The sequence below is a fragment of the Cupriavidus sp. 01L43 genome (genome assembly GCF_056399925.1).
The window spans coordinates 157,720-175,296 of record NZ_JBFTSH010000008.1; the positions used below are offsets into that span (position 1 = coordinate 157,720).

At 67.0% G+C, this 17,577-nt stretch carries 20 protein-coding genes; 12 read left to right on the plus strand and 8 right to left on the minus strand.

Annotation, left to right across the window (positions count from 1 at the left end; translation table 11 throughout):
• Positions 1 to 176 precede the first annotated feature (176 nt).
• The 10 genes from dusB (at position 177) to AC1DP9_RS15715 (ending at position 9,221) form a co-directional block, all read left to right on the plus strand.
• Complete coding sequence (gene dusB / locus AC1DP9_RS15670; protein ID WP_477107851.1) at positions 177 to 1,250, plus strand: tRNA dihydrouridine synthase DusB; 1,074 nt, start codon at positions 177 to 179, stop codon at positions 1,248 to 1,250.
• The gene (locus AC1DP9_RS15675; protein WP_092291917.1) at positions 1,247 to 1,480 is read left to right on the plus strand and encodes a Fis family transcriptional regulator; all 234 of its coding nucleotides are present in this window, start codon (positions 1,247 to 1,249) and stop codon (positions 1,478 to 1,480) included. The genes dusB and AC1DP9_RS15675 overlap by 4 nt, the downstream gene beginning before the upstream one ends.
• 16 nt (positions 1,481 to 1,496) lie before the next feature.
• Positions 1,497 to 3,071, plus strand: coding sequence for a bifunctional phosphoribosylaminoimidazolecarboxamide formyltransferase/IMP cyclohydrolase (purH, locus tag AC1DP9_RS15680; protein ID WP_092291915.1), 1,575 nt, complete (start codon positions 1,497 to 1,499; stop codon positions 3,069 to 3,071).
• A 187-nt stretch (positions 3,072 to 3,258) separates the two neighbouring features.
• Positions 3,259 to 3,804, plus strand: coding sequence for a crossover junction endodeoxyribonuclease RuvC (gene ruvC, locus AC1DP9_RS15685; protein ID WP_092291913.1), 546 nt, complete (start codon positions 3,259 to 3,261; stop codon positions 3,802 to 3,804).
• Positions 3,805 to 3,879: 75 nt separating this feature from the next.
• Complete coding sequence (locus AC1DP9_RS15690; protein ID WP_477107852.1) at positions 3,880 to 5,052, plus strand: glycerophosphodiester phosphodiesterase; 1,173 nt, start codon at positions 3,880 to 3,882, stop codon at positions 5,050 to 5,052.
• 77 nt (positions 5,053 to 5,129) lie between these two features.
• Entirely contained in the window at positions 5,130 to 5,711 is a 582-nt protein-coding gene (ruvA, locus tag AC1DP9_RS15695) for a Holliday junction branch migration protein RuvA (RefSeq protein ID WP_092291909.1), read from the plus strand.
• Positions 5,712 to 5,771: 60 nt separating this feature from the next.
• Positions 5,772 to 6,842 carry a Holliday junction branch migration DNA helicase RuvB gene (gene ruvB / locus AC1DP9_RS15700; RefSeq protein ID WP_092292147.1) on the plus strand — a complete coding sequence of 357 codons (1,071 nt, stop codon included), beginning with the start codon at positions 5,772 to 5,774 and terminating at the stop codon, positions 6,840 to 6,842.
• A gap of 237 nt (positions 6,843 to 7,079) precedes the next feature.
• Positions 7,080 to 7,661 (plus strand): hypothetical protein, encoded by a 582-nt coding sequence (locus AC1DP9_RS15705; protein ID WP_477107853.1) that lies wholly within the window; start codon positions 7,080 to 7,082, stop codon positions 7,659 to 7,661.
• A gap of 62 nt (positions 7,662 to 7,723) precedes the next feature.
• Entirely contained in the window at positions 7,724 to 8,308 is a 585-nt protein-coding gene (locus AC1DP9_RS15710; protein ID WP_092291905.1) for a BPSL1445 family SYLF domain-containing lipoprotein, read from the plus strand.
• A gap of 250 nt (positions 8,309 to 8,558) precedes the next feature.
• On the plus strand, positions 8,559 to 9,221 hold the full coding sequence (locus AC1DP9_RS15715; RefSeq protein ID WP_255370731.1) for a queuosine precursor transporter: 663 nt from the start codon (positions 8,559 to 8,561) through the stop codon (positions 9,219 to 9,221).
• A gap of 30 nt (positions 9,222 to 9,251) precedes the next feature.
• Here the strand turns inward: AC1DP9_RS15715 and AC1DP9_RS15720 are convergent, their stop codons facing one another.
• The 4 genes from AC1DP9_RS15720 to tyrS are packed head-to-tail and all read right to left on the minus strand — an operon-like array spanning position 9,252 to position 12,368.
• Entirely contained in the window at positions 9,252 to 9,926 is a 675-nt protein-coding gene (locus AC1DP9_RS15720; protein WP_092291903.1) for a histidine phosphatase family protein, read from the minus strand.
• 56 nt (positions 9,927 to 9,982) lie between these two features.
• The gene (locus tag AC1DP9_RS15725; RefSeq protein WP_092291901.1) at positions 9,983 to 10,630 is read right to left on the minus strand and encodes a YbhB/YbcL family Raf kinase inhibitor-like protein; all 648 of its coding nucleotides are present in this window, start codon (positions 10,628 to 10,630) and stop codon (positions 9,983 to 9,985) included.
• A 19-nt stretch (positions 10,631 to 10,649) separates the two neighbouring features.
• Positions 10,650 to 11,120 (minus strand): D-aminoacyl-tRNA deacylase, encoded by a 471-nt coding sequence (gene dtd / locus AC1DP9_RS15730; protein ID WP_477107854.1) that lies wholly within the window; start codon positions 11,118 to 11,120, stop codon positions 10,650 to 10,652.
• A 6-nt stretch (positions 11,121 to 11,126) separates the two neighbouring features.
• Positions 11,127 to 12,368 (minus strand): tyrosine--tRNA ligase, encoded by a 1,242-nt coding sequence (tyrS, locus tag AC1DP9_RS15735; RefSeq protein ID WP_092291897.1) that lies wholly within the window; start codon positions 12,366 to 12,368, stop codon positions 11,127 to 11,129.
• 215 nt (positions 12,369 to 12,583) lie between these two features.
• On the opposite strand from tyrS, the gene AC1DP9_RS15740 reads away from it, so the two are divergent.
• Positions 12,584 to 13,978, plus strand: a complete 1,395-nt coding sequence (locus tag AC1DP9_RS15740) for a peptidoglycan DD-metalloendopeptidase family protein (RefSeq protein WP_477105518.1) — start codon at positions 12,584 to 12,586, stop codon at positions 13,976 to 13,978.
• 2 nt (positions 13,979 to 13,980) lie between these two features.
• Positions 13,981 to 15,123, plus strand: a complete 1,143-nt coding sequence (locus tag AC1DP9_RS15745) for an anhydro-N-acetylmuramic acid kinase (protein WP_477107855.1) — start codon at positions 13,981 to 13,983, stop codon at positions 15,121 to 15,123.
• A gap of 94 nt (positions 15,124 to 15,217) precedes the next feature.
• Here AC1DP9_RS15745 and erpA read toward each other — a convergent pair whose 3' ends face one another.
• The 4 genes from erpA to rpsI form a co-directional block, all read right to left on the minus strand.
• Positions 15,218 to 15,586, minus strand: a complete 369-nt coding sequence (gene erpA, locus AC1DP9_RS15750; protein WP_092291891.1) for an iron-sulfur cluster insertion protein ErpA — start codon at positions 15,584 to 15,586, stop codon at positions 15,218 to 15,220.
• Between the two features lie 112 nt (positions 15,587 to 15,698).
• The gene (locus AC1DP9_RS15755; RefSeq protein ID WP_092291889.1) at positions 15,699 to 16,193 is read right to left on the minus strand and encodes a bactofilin family protein; all 495 of its coding nucleotides are present in this window, start codon (positions 16,191 to 16,193) and stop codon (positions 15,699 to 15,701) included.
• Between the two features lie 22 nt (positions 16,194 to 16,215).
• Positions 16,216 to 16,971, minus strand: a complete 756-nt coding sequence (locus tag AC1DP9_RS15760; RefSeq protein ID WP_477107856.1) for a DUF6776 family protein — start codon at positions 16,969 to 16,971, stop codon at positions 16,216 to 16,218.
• Between the two features lie 202 nt (positions 16,972 to 17,173).
• Positions 17,174 to 17,566 carry a 30S ribosomal protein S9 gene (rpsI, locus tag AC1DP9_RS15765; protein WP_092291885.1) on the minus strand — a complete coding sequence of 131 codons (393 nt, stop codon included), beginning with the start codon at positions 17,564 to 17,566 and terminating at the stop codon, positions 17,174 to 17,176.
• Positions 17,567 to 17,577: the final 11 nt, after the last annotated feature.

Below are 17,577 nucleotides of genomic sequence, written 5' to 3' on the forward strand. Positions count from 1 at the left end.
CCGTGCCACGCAGGCATGGCCCGCCCCCTCATCCATGATATTTGCTCATTTCTTGGGCAACCCGGTCCGTTTGGCGGTAAAATCCCGCCCTCGCGCCTTCCCCCAGTACCCGTTTACCGAACGCGCCATGTGACGCAAAACCGTCACGTGCGCCTGTTCCATTCGCTATTCCTATCGTGCAGATCGGTCCGCATCGTCTTCGCAACAACCTGTTCGTCGCCCCCATGGCCGGGGTGACGGACCGGCCGTTCCGCCAGCTGTGCAAGCAGCTGGGTGCGGGCTACGCGGTGTCCGAGATGGTGGCGTCCAACGCCCAGCTCTGGAAGAGCGAGAAGACCATGCGCCGCGCCAACCACGCGGGCGAGGTCGAGCCGATCTCGGTGCAGATTGCCGGCGCCGAGCCGGGGATGATGGCCGAGGCGGCCCGCTACAACGTGGACCGGGGCGCGCAGATCATCGACATCAATATGGGCTGCCCGGCCAAGAAGGTCTGCAACGTGGCGGCCGGGTCGGCGCTGCTGCAGAACGAGCCGCTGGTGGTGCGCATCGTCGAGGCCGTGGTGGGTGCCGTGGGCGACCGCGTGCCCGTGACGCTGAAGATCCGCACCGGCTGGGACCGCGAGCACAAGAACGCGCTGCGCGTGGCGCGCCTGGTGGAAGACGCCGGCATCAGCATGCTGACGATCCACGGGCGCACCCGCGCGGACCTGTACCACGGCGAGGCCGAGTACGAGACGATTGCGGCGGTCAAACAGTCGATCCGGATTCCCGTGGTGGCCAACGGCGACATCACGTCGCCGCAGAAGGCGCGCGAGGTGCTGGCCGCCACCGGCGCGGACGCGATCATGATCGGCCGCGCGGCGCAGGGCCGGCCGTGGCTGTTCCGCGAGATCGAACACTTCCTGGCGACGGGCGAGATGCTGCCGTCGCCCGAGGTGGCCGAGATCCGCGCGATCATGAACCATCACCTGGCCGACCACTACGCGTTTTACGGCGAGTTCACCGGCGTGCGCACCGCGCGCAAGCACATTGCCTGGTACACGCGCGGCCTCAAGGGCGCGAACCTGTTCCGGCATCGGATGAACACGCTGGAGTCCACCACGGCGCAGCTGGAGGCCGTGAACGCCTTCTTCGACGAGCAGGCGGCGATTTCCGACCGCCTGGTCTATGTGGAAGACGGCGACGCCACGGCCGAAGGCCAAGATAAGAACGCCGACAACAACAAGAACAAGGAATTGCTTGCCGCATGAGCCGCAACGCCATCGATCAATGCATCCGGGACAGCCTGGATACCTACTTTCGCGACCTGGACGGCGAAGAGCCGTCCAATATGTACAACATGGTGCTGGAGGCCGTGGAACGGCCCCTGCTGGAAGCCGTGATGGCGCGCGCAGAGCGCAACCAGTCGCTGGCGGCCGCCTATCTCGGCATCAATCGCAACACGCTGCGCAAGAAGCTGCAGCAACACGGTTTACTTTGAAGCGTTCCCCCAAGCCATGATCAAGCAAGCCCTTCTCTCCGTTTCCGACAAGACCGGCATCGTCGATTTCGCGCGCGACCTGAACGCGCTCGGCGTGGTGCTGCTTTCCACCGGCGGCACCGCCAAGCTGCTGGCCGACGCCGGCCTGCCCGTGACGGAGGTGGCCGACTACACCGGCTTTCCGGAAATGCTGGACGGCCGCGTGAAGACGCTGCACCCGAAGGTGCACGGCGGCATCCTGGCTCGCCGCGACCTGCCCGAGCACATGGCCGCGCTGGCCGAGCACCAGATTCCCACCATCGACCTGCTGGTGGTGAATCTGTACCCGTTCCAGCAGACCGTGGCCAAGGATGACTGCACGCTGCCGGACGCCATCGAGAACATCGACATCGGCGGCCCGACCATGCTGCGCTCGGCGGCCAAGAACCACCGCGACGTGACCGTGATCGTGGACCCGGCCGACTACGCCGTGGTGCTGGACGAGATGCGCGCCAACGCCAACAGCGTCGGCTACGACACCAACTTCCGCCTGGCCACCAAGGTCTTCGCGCATACCGCCCAATATGACGGCGCGATCACAAACTACCTGACCAGCCTCGGCGCCGACAAGTCGCACCAGGCCCGCAGCGCCTATCCGAAGACGCTGAACCTGGCCTTCGAGAAGGTGCAGGAGATGCGCTACGGCGAGAACCCGCACCAGTCGGCTGCCTTCTACCGCGACCTGAAGGCCGTGGACGGCGCGCTGGCCAACTACGTGCAGCTGCAGGGCAAGGAGCTGTCGTACAACAACATCGCCGACGCGGACGCCGCGTGGGAGTGCGTGAAGTCGTTCGATGCCGCCAACGGCGCCGCCTGCGTGATCATCAAGCACGCCAACCCGTGTGGCGTGGCCGTAGGCGTGAACGCGCTGGAAGCCTACGACAAGGCCTTCAAGACCGACTCGACCTCGGCCTTCGGCGGCATCATCGCCTTCAATGTGGAACTGGACGAAGCCGCCGCGCAGGCCGTGGCGAAGCAGTTCGTGGAAGTGCTGATCGCCCCGTCGTTCAGCACGGCGGCCCGCAACGTGTTCGCGGCCAAGCAGAACGTGCGTCTGCTGGAGATTCCGCTGGGCAAGGGCGTGAACCAATACGACCTCAAGCGCGTGGGCGGCGGCCTGCTGGTGCAGGGCCCCGATGCGCGCAACGTGCAGCCGTCCGAGCTGCGCGTGGTGACGCGCCGCCACCCCACTCCGAAGGAAATGGACGATCTGATGTTCGCCTGGCGCGTGGCCAAGTTCGTGAAGTCGAACGCCATCGTGTTCTGCGGCGGCGGCATGACGCTGGGCGTGGGCGCGGGCCAGATGAGCCGCGTGGATTCCGCCCGCATCGCCAGCATCAAGGCGCAGAACGCCGGCCTGACCCTGGCGGGCTCCGCCGTGGCCAGCGACGCCTTCTTCCCGTTCCGTGACGGCCTGGACGTGGTGGTGGACGCGGGCGCAACCTGCGTGATCCAGCCGGGCGGCTCGATGCGCGACGACGAGGTGATCGCCGCCGCCGACGAGCGCAACATCGCCATGGTGCTGACCGGCACGCGCCACTTCCGGCATTGAGACGCGGCGGCGCATACTGAGGCGCCGGCCCTCTCCCCCGGCCCCTCTCCCGGAGGGAGAGGGGAGAAGGCAGGCCCAAGCGGTATTTCGGTGCCACGAGGTTTGCTCCCTCTCCCCTCAGTGGGAGAGGGTTGGGGAGAGGGGTGGTCTAGCAAAGCACCACGACGAACGAAGCCCAAACAACACCATGCGCATCCTCGGCATCGATCCCGGCCTCCGCACCACCGGCTTTGGCGTGTTGGAAAAACACGGCAACAAGCTGGCCTACGTGGCCTCCGGCACCATCAAGAGCGACGGGAATTCCAGCCTCCCGGAGCGGCTCAAGACCCTTTACGACGGCATCTCCGAAGTCGCCCGCACCTATGCGCCCGACTGCGCGGCCATCGAGAAGGTCTTCGTCAACGTCAATCCGCAGTCCACGCTGATGCTCGGCCAGGCGCGCGGGGCCGCCATCTGCGGCCTTGTCGGCCATGGCCTGCCCGTGTTCGAGTACACCGCGCTCCAGTTGAAGGTGGCCGTGGTCGGCTATGGCCGGGCCAACAAGGAACAGGTGCAGGAGATGGTGATGCGGCTGCTGGCGCTGTCCGGCAGGCCGAGTTCCGATGCGGCCGATGCGCTCGGCGTGGCCATCTGCCATGCCAACGGCGGCGATACCCTCGGCACGCTGGCCGGCATGGCGCCCGACCTGGCCCGCAAGGGGCTGCGCGTACGGCGCGGGCGCCTGGTCGGGTAGTCCGGCGCCGGACAGGCCAACTCCGGCCTCTGCTCGTACAATCGGCGTTCCGCCCCATCCCATGAACGCCGCGCGATGTCCTTCCTTCCCCGCCTGACCCTTGCCTTTGCCACTGCCACGCTGATTGCGGGCTGCGCCACGCCGCCGCACCACGCACATAAGGACAAAGCGGCAGCCTCCACCGCGGCGGTCCCGGCGCCCGCCCCGGCCGCGCCGCCGGCCCCAAAGGCGCTGGTCATCGCCCATCGCGGCGCCAGCGCGCTGCGCCCGGAGCACACGCTGGCGTCCTACGCCAAGGCCATCGAGGACGGCGCCGACGTGATCGAGCCGGACCTCGTCATGACCCGCGACGGCGTGCTGGTCGCCCGCCACGAGAACGACATCACCGGCACCACCAATGTGGCCGAAGTGGCGGAGTTTGCCGACCGCAAGCGCATCAAGGTCATCGACGGGGAACGCCTGACCGGCTGGTTCACCGAGGACTTCACGCTGGCAGAGCTGAAGACGCTGCGCGCCCGCGAGCGCATTCCCAAGCTGCGCCCGCTCAACGCCAAGCTGAACGACCAGTTCGAGATTCCCACTTTCGACGAAATCCTGCGGCTGGCCTCGCAGGCGGCCATCAAGCGCGGCCGCCCGGTGGGGATCTACCCCGAGCTGAAGCACCCGAGCTACTTCCGGGGTATCGGCCTGCCGCTCGAGGAGAAAGTCGCCGCCGCGCTGCAGGCCAACGCCTACGCCCGCAGCGCGCCGGTCTTCGTCCAGTCGTTCGAAGTGGGCCCGTTGCGCACGATGAAGCGGCTGCTGGGCACCTCGATGCCGAACGTGAAGATCGTGCAGTTGATTGGCAGCCCGTCCAGCCGCCCCGCCGACTGGCGCCTGGCCGGCGACACGCGCAACTACGCCGAGATGCTCACGCCGCTGGGCCTGCGCGAAGTGGCGACCTATGCCAACGGCATCGGCCCCGAGAAAAGCAACGTGGTGCCGCGCGACGCCCAGGGCGCCCTGGCCGCCCCTACCGCGCTGGTGACCAACGCCCACGCGGCCGGGCTGACGGTCCACCCGTACACGTTCCGGCCCGAGAACAGCTTCCTGCCGAAGCCGTTCCGGGTGGCCGGCGATGACGCCACGCGCAGCCCCAACGGCCTGGTGCGCGAGATCCAGGCCTTCCTGGCCGCCGGCGTGGATGGCGTCTTCACCGACGACCCGGCGCTGGGCCGCCGCGCCGTGGACAGCGCACCGGAGCGATAACCCGCAGCGATAACCGCCAGCGCGCCACCCGCACGCGCTACACTTGCCGGCAATTTCGTCACCCCACCCTGCCCACCATGATCGGTCGCATTGCCGGCACCCTGCTTGAGAAGAATCCCCCGCACCTGTTGGTCGACTGCCACGGCGTGGGCTATGAGATCGACGTGCCGATGAGCACGTTCTACAACCTGCCCGCCGTGGGCCAGCCGGTGACGCTGCTGACGCAGCAGATCGTGCGCGAGGATGCCAACCTGCTCTACGGCTTCGGCTCGGCGTCCGAGCGCAACACGTTCCGCGAGTTGATCAAGATCACCGGCATCGGCGCACGCATGGCGCTGGCCGTGCTGTCGGGGCTGTCCGTGAGCGAACTGGCGCAGGTCGTCACACTGCAGGAGGCAGGCCGGCTGACGCGGATTCCAGGCATCGGCAAGAAAACCGCCGAGCGGCTGCTGCTGGAACTCAAGGGCAAGCTGGGGGCCGAACTGGGCCACGCGCCGGGCGCCACGCCCGTCGCCGACAGCGCCGTGGACGTGCTCAACGCCCTGCTGGCGCTGGGCTACTCCGAGAAAGAGGCCGCGCTGGCCATCAAGCAGGTGCCGGCCGGTACGGGTGTGTCCGACGGCATCAAGCTGGCGCTGAAGTCGCTCTCGAAGGGCTAGCGAAGGGCTAGCGCGAGAGGCAGCCGGCGTAGAATGACGGCTGTCCCGCATTCCACCGCCATGATCGAAACCGACAAGCTCACCGGCGCCGAGCGCCAGCCCGAACGGGTTATCTCGGCCACCCCCGCCTCCGCCCGCGAGGAGGCCTTCGAGCGCGCCCTGCGGCCCAAGCTGCTGGACGAGTACGTCGGCCAGGAAAAGATCCGTGGCCAGCTCGACATCTTCATGCACGCGGCCCGCAACCGCCGCGAGGCGCTGGACCACGTGCTGCTGTTCGGCCCGCCGGGCCTCGGCAAGACCACGCTGGCCCACATCATCGCGCGCGAGATGGGTGTGAGCCTGCGCCAGACCTCCGGGCCGGTGCTCGAGCGCCCGGGCGACCTGGCCGCGCTGCTGACCAACCTCGAAGCCAACGACGTGCTGTTCATCGACGAAATCCACCGGCTCTCGCCGGTCGTCGAGGAAATCCTGTACCCGGCGCTCGAGGACTACCAGATCGACATCATGATCGGCGAAGGCCCGGCGGCCCGCTCGGTCAAGCTGGATCTGCAGCCGTTCACGCTGGTGGGTGCCACCACGCGCGCCGGCATGCTGACCAACCCGCTGCGCGACCGCTTCGGCATCGTGGCGCGGCTGGAGTTCTATACGGCCGAGGAACTGGCGCGCATCGTCACACGCTCGGCCCAGTTGCTCAACGCGGTGATCGAGCCCCTGGGTGCGCTCGAGATAGCCCGCCGGGCGCGCGGCACGCCCCGTATCGCCAACCGGCTGCTGCGACGCGTGCGCGATTACGCCGAGGTGAAGGGCGACGGCACGATCAGCCGCGAGACCGCCGATGCCGCGCTGGCGATGCTCGACGTGGACCGCGTCGGCTTCGACCTGATGGACCGCAAGCTGCTGGAAGCCGTCCTGCACAAGTTCGGCGGCGGCCCGGTGGGCGTGGACAACCTGGCGGCGGCCATTGGCGAAGAGCGCGACACCATCGAGGACGTGCTGGAGCCCTACCTGATCCAGCAGGGTTATCTGCAGCGCACACCGCGCGGACGGGTGGCGACGGCGGCGGCGTACCGGCATTTCGGGCTCGCCACGCCGCAGGACGACTCCGGCAGCGATCTGCTTGAGACGCCCTGAGCGTCCCCTAAGCGTCCTCTAAGCGTCCCCTAAGCCTCTCCCCAGACAAAATCGGCCGAATCCGGCCTGCTGCAGTGCGCAACGACCGCGCATTGCAGCCCGCCCCCGCCAGTTAAACGTTTTCGCGCACCGCTCCAAATTTTTTCGAAGTGGATTGCCCGCTTATGGCCGGTTGTCCACAATGGCTCCATCAGTTTCCACTTACAGCGCCCATTGCGCCAGAAAGGACTCAGAGCCATGATCCAGCGACCCATCCCGACCCTTGCCTTGCTTGCCAGCCTGCTCCTGGCCGCTGGCGCCGTGCATGCGCAGAAGACGCCTGCGCCGGTCGGCATCGCCGAGGAAGCCGTTATCAGCGGCAAGGTCGTCGATGTCGATGTCAACTCGAAGGCCGTGCTCGTGCAGGGGCCGAAGGGCAATATCGTCGAGATCGTGGGCGGCGACGAGGCCAAGAATATCGGCAACGTGCGCAGGGGTGACATCGTCACGCTGACGCGCGCGGCGGCCGTGGTGGCGGCGCTGGAGCCGCTCGACAGCAAGGACACCCCGCTGGTGGAGCAGGTGGAGCGCACCTCGCGCGCGGCCGAGGGCGGCAAGCCCGGCGTGATGCGCGAGATCACCACCACCATCACGGCGCAGATCACCAAGATCGATACCGCCAATCGCACCGTGACCTTCCGTGGCCCGCGCGAGACGCTGCGCACGGTCAAGGTCCGTGACCCGAACATCGACCTCACCAAGATCAAGCAGGGCCAGATGGCGAAGATCGTCGTGCGTGAGGTGGTCGCCATCACCGTGAAGTCGCCTAACGCCGGCTGAAGTCCGGTCCGAACCACCGGAAAGAGTCGAATGCAGTACTTATCCCCATCAGGAGGTTGCATATGAATCGACGCCATTTCGTGACGCGGGTGACCGGATCGGGCCTGCTCGTGGCCACGGCCTTTGCCGCGGGCTGCACCACCACGGGTCCCAAGACGCCCGAGGACGCCGCCGCCAAGAAACAGGAAATCGACGCCGGCGTGGACGGCGCGCTGAACCGGCTCTACGCCTCGGTGGACGGCTCGCGCGAGCTGGCCAACCGTTCCCAGGGCATTCTGGTGTTCCCGCGCGTGATCGGCGGCGGGCTGGTCGTGGCCGGCGAGTACGGCGACGGCGCGCTGCGCTCGAAGGGCGCCACGGTGGGCTACTACCGCACGATCTCGGCCTCGTTCGGCTTCACCGCCGGCGGCCAGTCGAAAGCGGTGATCTTGATGTTCATGACGCCCGAGGCCTACAACAAGTTCGTGCAGTCCAGCGGCTGGACGGCCGGCGTGGACGGCAGCGTGGCGCTGGCCAAGATCGGCGCGAACGGCAAGCTGGATACCGTCACGGGCCAGCAGCCGGTGATCGGCTTCGTGCAGACCAACGCGGGGCTGATGTTCGATGCCTCGATCGACGGCTCCAAGATCAGCAAGCTGTCGCTCTGATCGACCTGGTTTTCCCATCCTCCAGGGTGTGTTGGCTCCCGGCTCCGGCCGGGAGTTTTCTTTTGCGGGCCCGGCGGGGCCGGCATGCCGACACGGGTGGCGCCGCGCTGGCATAATCGCGCGAACCCCCGCACCGGAAGCGCTCCCGCCCATGCCCCCGCCCCTGTCCTCGCCCGAGTCTCACGCCACGCCCCTCCCTGCCGTCGATGCCGCGCACACCGGTCGCGTCTACCGCTACTACGACTTGGTCATGGTGGCCTTCGTCACGGTGCTGCTCTGCTCCAACCTGATCGGCGCGGCCAAGGCGGCGCAGGTCACGCTACCCGTGATCGGCCCGGTCACCTTCGGCGCCGGCGTGCTGTTCTTCCCGATTTCGTACATTTTTGGCGACGTGCTGACCGAGGTCTACGGCTATGGCCGCGACCGCCGCGTGGTCTGGGCCGGCTTCACCGCGCTGGCCTTCGCCACGTTCATGAGCCTGGTGGTGCTGAAGATGCCGGTGGCGCCGTTCATGGCGGACTACCAGAAGAGCCTGGAGGATGTGTTCGGCAACACGTGGCGGATCGCGCTGGGGTCGCTGATCGCGTTCTGCTGCGGCAGCTTCACCAACAGCTACGTGCTGGCGAAGATGAAGCTGTGGAGCGGCGGGCGCTGGCTGTGGACGCGCACCATCGGCTCCACGCTGGCCGGGGAACTGGTCGATTCCTCGCTGTTCTACGTGATTGCCTTCTATGGCATCTGGCCGCTGGAGAAGGTGATCCAGGTGGCCGTGGCCCAGTACGTGCTGAAGACGGCCTGGGAAGTGGTCATGACGCCGGTCACCTACAAGGTGGTGGGCTTCCTGAAGCGGGCCGAGAACGAGGACTGGTTCGACCGGCACACCAACTTCACGCCGTTCCGGCTCAAGGTCTGAGCCTTCCGGGGTGGGCCCCCGGACGCGCGGCTAGGGCACGCGCTTGTCGACTTCGTCGAGCGCCAGCGCCTCCAGGTGGCTCACATCGCCCCATTGCAGCAGGGTCAGGTGCGCGCTGTCGCTGCGCAGGCGGTTGACGCTGGCGTTCAGCAGTTCGTGCTGGCGCGGCGCCTCGAGCGTCATGCCGGTGGCCTCGCGATACAGGCAGTCGAGCACGCCGCCGTGCGCCACCAGCGCGATGCGCTCGCCCGGATGCCGGCGCGACAGCGCCAGCGCGGCCTCGACCGCGCGCTCGTGGAACTCCAGCAGCGACTCGCCCTCGGGCGGCGCGTAGTCCGGCACGCGGGCCTGCCAGCGCGCGAAGTCCTCGGGGCGCTGCTCGGCCACTTCGGCATAGGTCATGCCTTCCAGGTCGCCGTAGCAGCGCTCGCGCAGGCGGGCGTCGGGCCGCACTTGCAGACCCAGCGTCTCGGCCAGCGGCATGGCGGTTTCCATGGCGCGGCCCAGGTCGCTCGAATAGATGGCGTCGATCGGCTCGCCGGCCAGCGCCTCGGCCAGCGCGGCCGCCTGGGCGCGGCCCACCTCGTTCAGCGGGATATCGAGCTGGCCCTGCAGGCGCCGCGCGCGGTTCCAGGCCGTCTCGCCATGACGGATCACGATCAGGTGGGTGTAGGCCAGCGACTGCGGCCCGGAGCTTTGCGACATGCCGGTTCCTTGGGGGCGACGGTTGCGCGCCGGGTCTGCGCCCGGCGTGCGGATGATTACCGGATCAGTTTCGGATTGAGCGTGTAGGTGCCGGTGAGCGAGGCTTCGGCCAGCACGTGGCCCTGGATGGCCTGGCGCACATCGGCGCCAGTGAAATGGCCTTCCACGGGCAGGCGTTCGATATCGAGCGCGTAGACCGTGAACACGTAGCGGTGCACCAGCGCGTCGTTCCAGGGCGGGCAGGGACCGTCGTAGCCGAAGTAGTGGCCCTTCATGTCCTCGTCGCCGGAAAACCACGCCGTGTAGTCGTTGGTGCCGTGGCGCAGGCCGCCGGCCACGGCCGTGCCGACCAGCGTGTCCGGGCCCGGCTTGCCGCGCGCGATCACGCCGTCGCTGTGCGTGCCGGCCGAGATCGTGTTCAGGCCCGGCGGTATGTCCACCAGCACCCAGTGGAAGAAGTCCGCGCGCGGCAGCGTGGCCGGCACTTCGCGGTCGGCCTGGTTCACGTCGTCGCCCACGCTCGGCACATCGGGATCATGGGCGACCAGCACGAACGAACGCGTCTCGGCGGGGAAACCGTCCCAATGCAGGTCCGGATTGCGATTGCTCGACAGCGCCACATGATTGGCGGCATCGGGCACGCAGAACGCAAACTCGCCCGGAATGGGCGCGTTGTCAGCAAATGCCTTGCTCCAGAGTTTCATGAGGATCTCCTTGGATGTGTCACGCCGTGCCGGCCGGCGGCACGCGCAGCCAGAACGTCACGGGGCCGTCATTGACGAGGCTGACCTGCATCATCGCGCCAAACTCGCCGGTTTCCACCGACGGATGCGCGGCGCGCGCGCGGGCCACGAAATGTTCATACAATCGCCGACCATCCTCGGGCGACGCCGCCGGCGTAAAGCTCGGCCGCGTGCCGCTGTTGGTATCGGCGGCAAGCGTGAACTGCGACACCACCAGCAGCCCGCCCGCCTTGCCCTGCCCGTCCATGTTCTGCACCGGCAGGTTCATCTTCCCCTCGGCGTCTGAAAACACGCGGTAGGCGAGCAGCTTGGCCAGCAGGCGCTCGGCCTGGGCCTCGGTGTCGCCGCGCTCGGCGCAGACCAGCGCCAGCAGCCCGGCGCCGATCTCGCCGGTGGTGCGGCCCGCCACGGTCACGCGGGCCTGCGCCACGCGCTGGATCAGGGCGATCATCGCGCCTTACACCAGGGTCACGCGCGCGAAGCGGCGCTTGCCCACCTGGACCACATAGGTGCCGGCGGCCACCTTTGTGGACTTGTCGCCGACCACGGAGCCGTCGATCTTGACGCCGCCCTGCTCGATATTGCGGTTGGCTTCCGAGGTGGACGGCACCAGGTTGGCCTGCTTCAGCAGTTGGGCGATGCCCAGCGGCGCGCCTTCCAGCGTCACCGCCGGGATGTCGTCCGGCACGCCGCCGCGCGCGCGGTGGTTGAAGTCCTCGAGCGCCTTCTCGGCATCGGCCGCGCTGTGGAAGCGCGTGACGATCTCCTGCGCCAGCGCCACCTTGCATTCGCGCGGGTTGCGGCCCAGCGCGATCTCCTGCTTCATCAGGTCGATCTCGCTCATCGGCCGGAACGACAGCAGCGTGAAGTACTGCCACATCAGGTCGTCCGAGATGCTCATCAGCTTGCCGAACATGTCGTTCGGGGCCTCGGCCACGCCGATGTAGTTGTTTTTCGACTTCGACATCTTCTCGACGCCGTCCAGCCCCACCAGCAGCGGCATGGTCAGGATGCACTGCGGCTCCTGGCCGTATTCCTTCTGCAGCTCACGGCCCACCAGCAGGTTGAACTTCTGGTCGGTGCCGCCCAGCTCGATATCGGCCTTGAGCGCCACGGAATCGTAGCCCTGCATGAGCGGATAAAGGAACTCATGGACCGAAATCGGAATCCCAGACCGGAACCGTTTGGTGAAGTCGTCGCGCTCCATCATCCGGGCGACGGTGTACTTGGCCGCCAGCTGGATCATGCCGCGCGCGCCGAGCGGGTCGCTCCACTCGCTGTTGTAGCGGATTTCGGTCCGGGCGGGGTCGAGCACCAGGCTGGCCTGGCGGTAGTAGGTCTGGGCGTTGGCCTCGATCTGCTCCCGGGTAAGCGGCGGCCGGGTGGCATTGCGGCCGGACGGATCGCCGATCGTGGAGGTGAAATCCCCGATCAGGAAGATCACCTGGTGGCCAAGGTCCTGGAGCTGGCGCAGCTTGTTCAGCACCACGGTGTGACCCAGGTGGATGTCCGGCGCGGTGGGGTCCAGGCCCAGCTTGATGCGGAGTGGCACCCCGGTGGCTTCGCTGCGGGCGAGCTTCTGGAGCCACTCGGCTTCGATCAACAGCTCGTCGCAGCCACGCTTGGTGATCTCCAGGGCCTGCATCACCGACGGCGTAAGTGGATATTTGGCCGCGGCGGCCGGGGTCACTTCAGACATGAGATAAGTCGTTGAAATAATTAAGGAATCGCCGACGGACAGCCGGTGTCGTTCTGGTATAATTCGCGCTTTGCGTCTGCCGGGGCAGCCCGGCGGCAACCGCCATTGTAGGCGGCTGACAAACATTGGCCCGCGCCGCAACCTCGGGGGAGGAAGGCAGACGAAGACACATCGTCGCGGCAGCGGAGCCCGGAATCAAGGTTGAATTTTACGTGATGTGGTCCAGTCTCCGCGAAGTTTTCGCGCGCGAGCTGGTGGTGCTTGTCGACCCGACCAACCCCCAGCATGCCCGGCGCCGGAAGCAACTCACCGTTGCTGTCGGCACCGTTTTCACGCTCGGCATGGCTGCCGCGATGGGCGTCGCCCCGCGCAATGCCTATGACGACCCCCAGGCGCCGAAGGTGCGGGAGGCCATTCGCCTGCCCGACCTGCGCACCCAGCTCGAACAGCTCACCGAGAGCGATCCCGAAAGCCGCTATGTGCGCGAGGACCGCATGCAGCGCAGCGACACCCTGGCCACGCTGCTGCGCCGGCTGGGCGTGGAGGATCCCGACGCCCAGGCGTTCATCCTCAAGAACGCCACCGCGCGTGGGCTGCTCAACCTCGACGCCGGCCAGGCCGTGCAGGCCGAGATCGACGACCACAACCTGCTGGTGTCGCTCCAGGCCAACCTGGGCGGCGACGCCGCCGCCTCGCGCGAACTCGTGATCGAGCGCGTGGCGCCGAAGGCCGAGGGCGGCGACTACACCTACAAGGCGCGCGTCCAGTCCGTGGACAACGACGTGCACTACGAGATGGCTTCCGGCGGGATCGAGGCCGGCGGCTTCTTCAAGTCGATGGACAGCGCCAACGTGCCGGACGACATCGTCCAGAAGATGATCTCGATCTTCTCGGGCGTGATCGACTTCCACCACGACATCGCCAAGGGCGACCGCTTCCGCATCGTCTACGAGGCCGGTTTCCGCGACGGCGCCTTCGTGCGCAACGGCCGCGTGGTGGCCGTGGAGCTGATCAATCGCAACACATTGCATCAGGCGCTCTGGTACGCCCCGGAAGAAGGTGAAGCCGGCGCCTACTACACGTTCGACGGTCGCACCATGAAGCGGCCGTTCCTGCGTTCGCCGGTGGAGTTCTCGCGCGTATCGTCGGGCTTCGGCGGGCGTGACCATCCGCTCCACCACCAGTGGGCGCAGCACAAGGGTGTGGACTTCGCCGCGCCGCAGGGCACCAAGGTCATCGCCACCGGCGATGCCACGGTGGACTTCGTCGGCCAGCAGAACGGCTACGGCAACATCGTGGTGCTCCAGCACGCGGGCGGGTACTCGACGTACTACGCCCACCTGTCCGGCTTTGCCGGGCTGCGCCAGGGCCAGCACGTGAGCCAGGGCCAGGTGATCGGCTATGTCGGCGCCACCGGCTGGGCCACCGGGCCGCACCTGCACTACGAATTCCGCTTCAACGACGTGCCGCAGAACCCGCTCACCATCACGCTGATGGAAGCGCCGGCGCTGACCGGCAAGTCGCGCACGCAGTTCCTGACCTATACCAGCGCGATGTTGAGCCGCATCAACATGCTGCGCACCTACAACGTCCTGACCGCCAGCAACTGACCATGCCCGTGCCCCCGGCAAGCAGCGAGCGATTTATCGGCCTGATGTCGGGCACCAGCATGGATGGCGCGGATGGCGTGCTCGTCGATTTTTCCGGCGCGCACCCCGTCGTGCTGGCGGCGGCGCACACCCCCTTTCCCCAGCCGTTGCGCGAGGCGTTCGGCGCCTTGCAGCAGCCGGGCGACGATGAGATCCATCGCGAGGCGCTGGCCGCCAACGCGCTCGCCAGCGTCTATGCCGAGTGCGTGGCGACGCTGCTGCGGCTCGCCGATGCCCGCCCGGCATCGGTCGCGGCCATCGGCGCGCACGGCCAGACCATCCGCCATCGCCCCGGTCTTTATGACGGCACCGGCTACACGCGGCAGAGTCAGCATCCGGCGCTGCTGGCCGAGTTGACCGGCATCGACGTGATCGCCGACTTCCGCAGCCGCGACGTGGCGGCCGGCGGCCAGGGCGCGCCCCTCGTGCCCGCTGTGCACGCGGCGCTGTTCGGCGCGCCGGACGAGACCCGCGTGGTCTGCAACATCGGCGGCATCTCCAATATCAGCATCCTGCCGGCAACGGCCAGCGGTCGCCCGGTCACCGGGTTCGACTGCGGCCCCGGCAACGCGCTGCTCGACGACTGGATTCACCGCCATCGCGGCCTGCCCTACGACGACAATGGCGCCTGGGCCGCGAGCGGCACGGTGGATGCGGCGCTGCTGGCGCAGTGCCTGACCGAGTCCTATTTCAGCGCGCCGCCGCCCAAGAGCACCGGGCGCGATCTGTTCCACCCGGGCTGGCTGCAGGCGCTGCTGGCCACGCGCGGCGACCGGCAGCCGCCCGCCGCCGACGTGCAGGCCACGCTGGCGACGCTGACGGCCACCGCCATCGCGCGCGACGTGCAGACGCATGCCGCCGATGCGCGCCGGCTCATCGTCTGCGGCGGCGGCGCCCGCAATGGCTATGTGATGGCTGAACTCGCGCGGCTGCTTCCGGGCGTGGCCGTGCAGACGACCGATGATTTCGGCGTGCCGGTCCTGGAGGTGGAGGCACTCGCCTTCGCCTGGCTGGCGCGGCAATGTGTGCGGCGCGCGCCCGGCAACGTGCCCACGGTTACCGGCGCGGCCGGCCCGCGCGTGCTTGGGGCGATCTATCCGCGTTGAGGTCGCCGCGTTGAGGTCGCGCGTTGATTGCCAGGAATCGACAGGCAACAAAAAAGCGCACCGAAGTGCGCTTTTTTATCGACCGAAACCGGGATCAGGCCGAGAACGACGAGCCGCAACCGCAAGTGGTCGAGGCATTCGGGTTCTTGATCACGAACTGCGCGCCGTTGATGTCTTCCTTGTAGTCGATCTCGGCGCCCACCAGGTACTGGTAGCTCATCGAGTCGATCAGCAGCATGACGCCGTTCTTGACCATCGTGGTGTCGTCTTCGTTGACGTCTTCGTCAAACGTGAAGCCGTACTGGAAGCCAGAGCAGCCGCCGCCCTGCACGAACACGCGCAGCTTCAGCTCGGCATTGCCCTCTTCCTCGATCAACTGCTTGACCTTGTCGGCGGCGCTGTCGGTAAAGACGAACGGTGCCGGCACGTCCTCGGTTACGGGTGCCTCAGCGACTGCGTTCATGGGGATTCTCCTATTTAGATACGCCGTATTCTAAGCGCTACTTCGAAATCGTGCCGAACCCATTAAATTTCAAGGGCTTCTAGGCGTTCACGTCACATCCATCGACAAACAATCAGGCCGCGGCGCCTGCGTTCTCGGGTGTGGCCTTGGCCGACACCTCTTCGGCCTCGGTTTCGGACGTGTTCGATTCCACTGGCGTCTCTTGATTGACCTCGGCGGCCGGCACATGGTTCGGCAAGGCGCGCACCTCGCCCTGCCCGATTGGCACGAGACGGCCTTCGACGATGGCGCCCTGGTGCATTTCCAGCGCCGCATAATGCACTTCGCCGTAGACGCGCGCATGGGGCTGCAGTTCGAGCAGTTCGCTGGCGCTCACCGGGCCGGTCACAGTGCCGTTGAGGATCAGGTGCCCGACGCGCACTTCGCCCTCGACTGCGCCCTTCTCGCTGATGACGAGCATGCTGCGCTGCGCGTCCGATGCCAGCACGTTGCCGCGCACGCGGCCATCCAGGCGCAGGCCGCCCGCGAACGTGACATCGCCCTCGATGGTGGCGTCCTGGCCGATCAGGGTGTCGATCGACAGGCCTTTCTTCTTCGAAAACAACATGATCCCTCTCCTTGTTCGGGTCCTACGGCGTTGCCGACTGCGCCGCGCGGACCTGTCCGTTCTGCACGATACGGACCGATACGGCACGTACCTCGGCGCCCTTGGGAATCGCCAGGTCGCCCTCGATACGCTGGTAATGCGTGAGGCGCACCGCCGGTAACGGCGCCTCTTTCGGATTCGGCAGTGTCATGGTTAACGGCTGCCCAGCCCGGACCGCTGAAATTGTGAATTGTAGATCACCCTTGAATTCGGGCTGCTCGACAAATGCCTTCGAACCGCCCTGCATCACGAGCAGGCGATAGTGCACGGCCTGGGGCTGTGCTTCGTCGATGACCACGCGGAAACTGCGCACGTGGATGCCAGACGTATCGCCGGTGGCCGGCAGCAGCGCCTCGAAGAACCCAAGGTCTTCCTTGAGCTGGCTTACCTCGGCCTCTGCCGACTTCAGTTGCTGCACCAGACGCTCGCGCTCGGCGCGGGCCATCTCGAGACAGGCCTCCGGGGTGTTCGCGCTGGTAAGCAGTTGGTCGCGCTCGGCGGTCACCTCGGCCAGTTGCACACGCAACGCGGCATTGGCCGCCACGAGTGCCGTATCCGTAGGCGCGGCAGGTTGACGCATGGCATGGCCGGCATCGATGGCCCAGGCCACGGCGAGTCCCAGCCCGATCGCCAGCACCAGCGCCCAGATCCACACACGCCACGGCCGATGCACACGAATCACGGCCCGCGAAGCGCGCAATCCCCGGCGCGGTCGCAGTGGCCGGTACTTCAGGCCCATGACACCATCGTTCGTCCTCTCATTCGCAGGCCCGTGATTGTATCTCCGAGCCGCCATTGTGCCGATCAATGTATGACATCTGAGACACCTTCGCCAAAAAAGTGGTGATTTCTGCACCACGCAGACGAAAAAAAACCGCACGACAGAGCGTGCGGTTTTTCCGGATTCGACAGATCCGCCAGGGCGGACCTGCGAAAGCGCATCAGCGCTTCGAGAACTGCTTCCGGCGACGTGCCTTGTGCAGACCGACCTTCTTACGTTCCACTTCACGTGCATCGCGCGTGACGAAACCAGCCTTCGACAGCGTCGGCTTCAGCGTGGCGTCGTAGTCGATCAGGGCGCGGGTGATGCCGTGGCGCACTGCGCCAGCCTGGCCCGTTTCGCCACCGCCGGTCACGTTGACCTTGATGTCGAACGTTTCGGCGTGGGTGGTCAGTTCCAGCGGCTGACGCACGATCATCAGCGAGGTTTCGCGAGCGAAGTACTCGTTGATGGGCTTGCCGTTGACGACGATTTCACCCTTGCCCGACTTGATGAAGACACGAGCCACAGCGCTCTTGCGGCGGCCAGTACCGTAATTCCAGTTACCGATCATGGATTGGCCTC

Bases quoted from the DNA above. Each gene is read 5' to 3' on its own strand.
- AC1DP9_RS15675 (WP_092291917.1), top strand. From the start codon at position 1,247: ATGAGCCGCAACGCCATCGATCAATGCATCCGGGACAGCCTGGATACC.
- purH (WP_092291915.1), top strand. From the start codon at position 1,497: ATGATCAAGCAAGCCCTTCTCTCCGTTTCCGACAAGACCGGCATCGTC.
- ruvC (WP_092291913.1), top strand. From the start codon at position 3,259: ATGCGCATCCTCGGCATCGATCCCGGCCTCCGCACCACCGGCTTTGGC.
- AC1DP9_RS15690 (WP_477107852.1), top strand. From the start codon at position 3,880: ATGTCCTTCCTTCCCCGCCTGACCCTTGCCTTTGCCACTGCCACGCTG.
- ruvA (WP_092291909.1), top strand. From the start codon at position 5,130: ATGATCGGTCGCATTGCCGGCACCCTGCTTGAGAAGAATCCCCCGCAC.
- ruvB (WP_092292147.1), top strand. From the start codon at position 5,772: ATGATCGAAACCGACAAGCTCACCGGCGCCGAGCGCCAGCCCGAACGG.
- AC1DP9_RS15705 (WP_477107853.1), top strand. From the start codon at position 7,080: ATGATCCAGCGACCCATCCCGACCCTTGCCTTGCTTGCCAGCCTGCTC.
- AC1DP9_RS15710 (WP_092291905.1), top strand. From the start codon at position 7,724: ATGAATCGACGCCATTTCGTGACGCGGGTGACCGGATCGGGCCTGCTC.
- AC1DP9_RS15715 (WP_255370731.1), top strand. From the start codon at position 8,559: ATGGTGGCCTTCGTCACGGTGCTGCTCTGCTCCAACCTGATCGGCGCG.
- AC1DP9_RS15720 (WP_092291903.1), bottom strand. From the start codon at position 9,926: ATGTCGCAAAGCTCCGGGCCGCAGTCGCTGGCCTACACCCACCTGATC.
- AC1DP9_RS15725 (WP_092291901.1), bottom strand. From the start codon at position 10,630: ATGAAACTCTGGAGCAAGGCATTTGCTGACAACGCGCCCATTCCGGGC.
- dtd (WP_477107854.1), bottom strand. From the start codon at position 11,120: ATGATCGCCCTGATCCAGCGCGTGGCGCAGGCCCGCGTGACCGTGGCG.
- tyrS (WP_092291897.1), bottom strand. From the start codon at position 12,368: ATGTCTGAAGTGACCCCGGCCGCCGCGGCCAAATATCCACTTACGCCG.
- AC1DP9_RS15740 (WP_477105518.1), top strand. From the start codon at position 12,584: ATGTGGTCCAGTCTCCGCGAAGTTTTCGCGCGCGAGCTGGTGGTGCTT.
- AC1DP9_RS15745 (WP_477107855.1), top strand. From the start codon at position 13,981: ATGCCCGTGCCCCCGGCAAGCAGCGAGCGATTTATCGGCCTGATGTCG.
- erpA (WP_092291891.1), bottom strand. From the start codon at position 15,586: ATGAACGCAGTCGCTGAGGCACCCGTAACCGAGGACGTGCCGGCACCG.
- AC1DP9_RS15755 (WP_092291889.1), bottom strand. From the start codon at position 16,193: ATGTTGTTTTCGAAGAAGAAAGGCCTGTCGATCGACACCCTGATCGGC.
- AC1DP9_RS15760 (WP_477107856.1), bottom strand. From the start codon at position 16,971: ATGGGCCTGAAGTACCGGCCACTGCGACCGCGCCGGGGATTGCGCGCT.
- rpsI (WP_092291885.1), bottom strand. From the start codon at position 17,566: ATGATCGGTAACTGGAATTACGGTACTGGCCGCCGCAAGAGCGCTGTG.